Source organism: Azonexus sp. (assembly GCF_036170495.1).
Taxonomy (GTDB): domain Bacteria; phylum Pseudomonadota; class Gammaproteobacteria; order Burkholderiales; family Rhodocyclaceae; genus Azonexus.
Genome location: NZ_JAVHPH010000193.1, coordinates 1 through 3,950, shown reverse-complemented (window position 1 = coordinate 3,950; position 3,950 = coordinate 1). Strand labels below are relative to the sequence as shown.

4 protein-coding genes are annotated in these 3,950 nt (G+C 61.8%); all 4 read right to left on the bottom strand.

Going from position 1 to position 3,950, the window contains the following annotated elements; translation table 11 throughout:
• Positions 1-776 (bottom strand): thiamine pyrophosphate-binding protein (locus tag ADADOO_RS06515; RefSeq protein WP_511276031.1); only part of this gene is annotated, 776 nt, incomplete at its 3' end.
• A 117-nt stretch (positions 777-893) separates the two neighbouring features.
• Positions 894-1,556, bottom strand: coding sequence for a hypothetical protein (locus ADADOO_RS06510; RefSeq protein ID WP_511276030.1), 663 nt, complete (start codon positions 1,554-1,556; stop codon positions 894-896).
• A gap of 42 nt (positions 1,557-1,598) precedes the next feature.
• Positions 1,599-2,612 carry a class 1 fructose-bisphosphatase gene (locus ADADOO_RS06505; RefSeq protein WP_511276028.1) on the bottom strand — a complete coding sequence of 338 codons (1,014 nt, stop codon included), beginning with the start codon at positions 2,610-2,612 and terminating at the stop codon, positions 1,599-1,601.
• A gap of 33 nt (positions 2,613-2,645) precedes the next feature.
• The coding region (locus tag ADADOO_RS06500) for a putative bifunctional diguanylate cyclase/phosphodiesterase (protein ID WP_511276026.1) at positions 2,646-3,950 on the bottom strand (1,305 nt) is incomplete at its 5' end.

The window sequence follows — 3,950 nt, the reverse complement described above, 5'->3', positions numbered from 1 at the left end:
TTGTTCGGGGCGCCCATGCCGATGGTCGTCTTGCAGCAGATCAGGCTCGGCTTGTCGGTGACGGCCTGGGCGGCGAGCAGTGCTTTTTCGACGGCAGCGGAATCATGACCATCGACGCCGGCGATGACATGCCAGCCGTAAGCTGCGAAGCGCTTCGGGGTGTCGTCGGTGAACCAGCCTTCAACGTGGCCGTCGATCGAGATGCCGTTATCGTCCCAGAAGGCGATCAGCTTGCCGAGGCCGAGCGTGCCGGCCAGCGAGCAGGCTTCGTGCGACACGCCTTCCATCAGGCAACCGTCGCCAAGGAAGGTGTAGGTGTGGTGATTGACGATGTCGTGGCCGGGACGGTTGAACTCGGCGGCCAGCACCTTTTCGGCCAGGGCAAAACCGACGGCGTTGCTGATGCCCTGGCCAAGCGGGCCGGTCGTTGTCTCAATGCCGGCGGTGTAGCCGAATTCCGGATGACCCGGGGTCTTGGCGTGCAGTTGGCGGAAATTCTTGAGGTCGGCGATCGACAGGTCGTAACCGGTCAGATGGAGCAGGGCATAAACCAGCATCGAGCCGTGGCCGTTCGACATGACGAAACGGTCACGGTCGGGCCAGTGCGGGTTGGCCGGGTTGTGGCGCAGGTGCCGACGCCAGAGGACTTCGGCGATTTCGGCCATGCCCATCGGGGCGCCAGGGTGGCCCGAGTTGGCTTGCTGGACAGCGTCCATGGCGAGGGCGCGGATGGCGCCGGTCAGGGGAGAAAACTTGGGGAGATTGCTGACGCTCATGATCCGGAAATCCAGCCTGCTGAAAAGGTGAAATTATCCGGCAAAAGGCCTGCCTTGGGTAGGGTGAAGATGGCAATACTGCAGGTCCGCGGCGAGCAGTATTGCCGTTGTCTAGGCTTATTGAATCGTTGGATCGTAGTTGATCATCATAAGTGTCCCTTGGCCGCCACCCATGCCACCGCCGGTATAGGCGACGCTACCTTGTCCAGCGTAGACCGCTTCGTAGCGATGGCTATCGTTGCCAAAATAGAAGGGAATCCAGGCCTTGGCGGTGACATAGCCGCGAATGTTCGAGGTTGTCCCCAGGATGCGCTCTACTTCGGATTGATGCATGCCAATCTGTAGTTTGGACCACTTGCTGCCGGCCGGGATATTGCCGTAAACCTCGCCATCGAAGGTGCCGTCGCGCGATTTCATGATGCGCGGCTTGCCGGCTTCGGCCGGCTTGGTGGCTTCCTTGGCGGGCGTGGGCGCCGGGGCGGCGACAGGTTCGGCTGCCTTGGCTGGTGGTGCGGTCTTCGGCTTGGCCGGTTCGCAATCGACCGCGGGCGCTTCGGCCTGCGTGGCGGTCTTTTTGGCCTTTTTGGTTGTTTTCTTGGTGGTTTTTTTCTTGGTCACCGGTTCCGGTGCACATTCCGGCTTGGCGGCGACCGGGGCCGGTGCGGGGGCCGCTGCCGCCTGAGGCGGTGGCGCCGTCTCTTCCGGCTTGGGCTCGTTGCTCTTGCAGCCGGTGAGAATGGTGCCTGCAGCGAGGAGTAGTGCCATGCTCAGTTGTTTCATCGCTTTGTCCTATGACGGTGTCGAATGCGTGAATGTAGCAGGTCAGCCGGCGTGATAGCCAGTGACACGGTCGACTTCATTTTTCGAGCCAAGAATGACAGGCACGCGCTGATGAAGCCTCTCCGGCTCGATGTCGAGAATGCGCTGGCGGCCGGTGGTTGCCGCTCCGCCGGCTTGTTCGATCAGCATGGCCATCGGGTTGGCTTCGTACATCAGGCGCAGTTTGCCGCCCTGAGCCTTGAGCCTGCTGTCCAGCGGATACATGAAAATGCCGCCGCGCGTCATGATGCGATGCACGTCAGCGACCATCGAGGCGACCCAGCGCATGTTGTAGTCCTTGCCGAGCGGCCCTTCAGTGCCGGCCAGCATTTCGCCGACGTAGCGCTGAACCGGCGCTTCCCAGAAACGCTGATTGGCCATGTTGATGGCAAATTCCTTGGTGTCGGCCGGAATCTGCACGTTTTCCTGGGTCAGGATGAACTGCCCCAGGACCCGGTCGAGCGTGAACACAACGACGCCGTCGCCGACCGTCAGAACGAGCAGGGTGGTTGGGCCGTAGACCGCGTAGCCGGCAGCAACCTGGGCCGTCCCCGGTTGCAGAAAGGCGGCTTCGGCCGCTTCGGGCGTCGATAGGTCGGCGCCCTCGGGGCATTTGAGGACCGAGAAAATGGTACCAATCGAGACATTGACGTCGATATTCGACGAGCCGTCGAGCGGGTCGAAAGTCAGCAGGTATTCGCCTTGCGGATAGCGGTTGGGGACCAGGTGCGGCAGGTCCATTTCTTCGGAGGCCATGGCGGCGAGGTGGCCGCCCCATTCGTTGGCATCGAGCAGGATGTCGTTGGACAGGACGTCGAGTTTTTTTTGGGCTTCGCCCTGCACGTTGTCACTGCCCGCTTCGCCGAGTACGCCGCCGAGGCCGCCCTGGCCGATGGCGACGGAAATGGCGTGGCAGGCCCGCGCGACGATTTCGATCAGGAACTTGAGGTCGCCGGTAATGACGCCCTTGTTGCGTTGCTCTTCGGTGAGATAGCGTGCCAGCGTGCGCTGTGCCATGAGAACCCCTGCTTCAATGACAAAAGCGCGATTTTACGCTGCCGGACAGCGCCCGTGCAGGAAGGTAAATGCTGCTGCGCTATACAAGGGCTTGCTCATCAGGAATCCCTGCACTTCGTCGCAGCCGTTAGTGCGCAGCAATTCGAGCTGATCTTCGGTTTCGACGCCTTCGGCAATGACTTTGAGGCCGAGCGAATGGGCCAGTGCGATGGTGCCGAAGGCGATGGCGCGGTCGTTGAGGTCGGTTTCGATGTCGGCGACGAAGGAGCGGTCGATTTTCAGGTGATCGATCGGGAAAAGTTTGAGATAGGCCAGCGAGGAGTAGCCGGTGCCGAAGTCGTCGATGGCTAACGTGACGCCCATGCGGCCGAGGCGTTCGAGAATCAGGATGGCTTCCTGCGGGTTTTCCATCACCGAGCTCTCGGTGATTTCCAGTTCGAGCAGTTCGGCCGGCAGACCGGACAGGGTCAACGCGTTGGCCACTGTTTCACAGAAGTCGCGACGGCGCAGTTGGCGGGCCGAGACGTTGACAGCCATGCGCAAGGGTTTGAGTCCGGCATCGATCCAGCGCTTCATTTCATGGCAGGCGGTGGTGAGGACCCATTCGCCGATCTCGACGATGATGCCCGTTTCTTCGGCGACCGGGATGAAGCGGTTCGGTGAAATCAAGCCTTCGGTCGGATGATGCCAGCGGAGCAGGGCTTCAACGCCGGTCGGCTCCGGCTGGCCGGCAAGGAACTGCGGCTGGAAGCAAAGGACCAGTTCGTTGCGGGCGATGGCATGCCGCAGCTTGTGTTCGATGTTGAGGCGTTCCGAGGTGATCAGGTTCATCTCGGAGGCGAAGAACTGGAAATTGTTTCGGCCCGCCGCCTTGGCGTGGTACATCGCCGTGTCGGCATTTTTCAGGATGGTATCGCCATCCGGTCCGTCGTCGGGGAAGATGCTGATGCCGATCGAAGGGCTGGTGTGCAGTTCGTGCCCGTTGGCCTCGATGGCCGAGGATAGCGCGCCGATGGCCTTGCCAGCGACGACGGCGGCGTCGGCCGCCGTCGAAATTCCGGGCAGGATGATGACGAATTCATCACCACCGAGGCGGGCCACGAAATCGGTTTCGCGGACGACGGCGGATAGCCGGCAGGCCACCTCGCGCAATAGTTCGTCGCCAACCTGGTGGCCGAGGGTGTCGTTGATGATCTTGAAACGGTCGAGATCGAGAAACATCATGGCGATCTTCCAGCCATGGCGCCGGGCCTCCGGCAGCAGCTGGGCGAGCCGCATGAGCAGGGCCATGCGGTTGGGCAGGCCGGTCAGCGCGTCATGCTGGGCGATGTGCCGCAT

Coding starts and splice junctions, on each gene's coding strand:
- ADADOO_RS06505 (WP_511276028.1), bottom strand. CDS start 2,612: ATGGCACAGCGCACGCTGGCACGCTATCTCACCGAAGAGCAACGCAAC.
- ADADOO_RS06510 (WP_511276030.1), bottom strand. CDS start 1,556: ATGAAACAACTGAGCATGGCACTACTCCTCGCTGCAGGCACCATTCTC.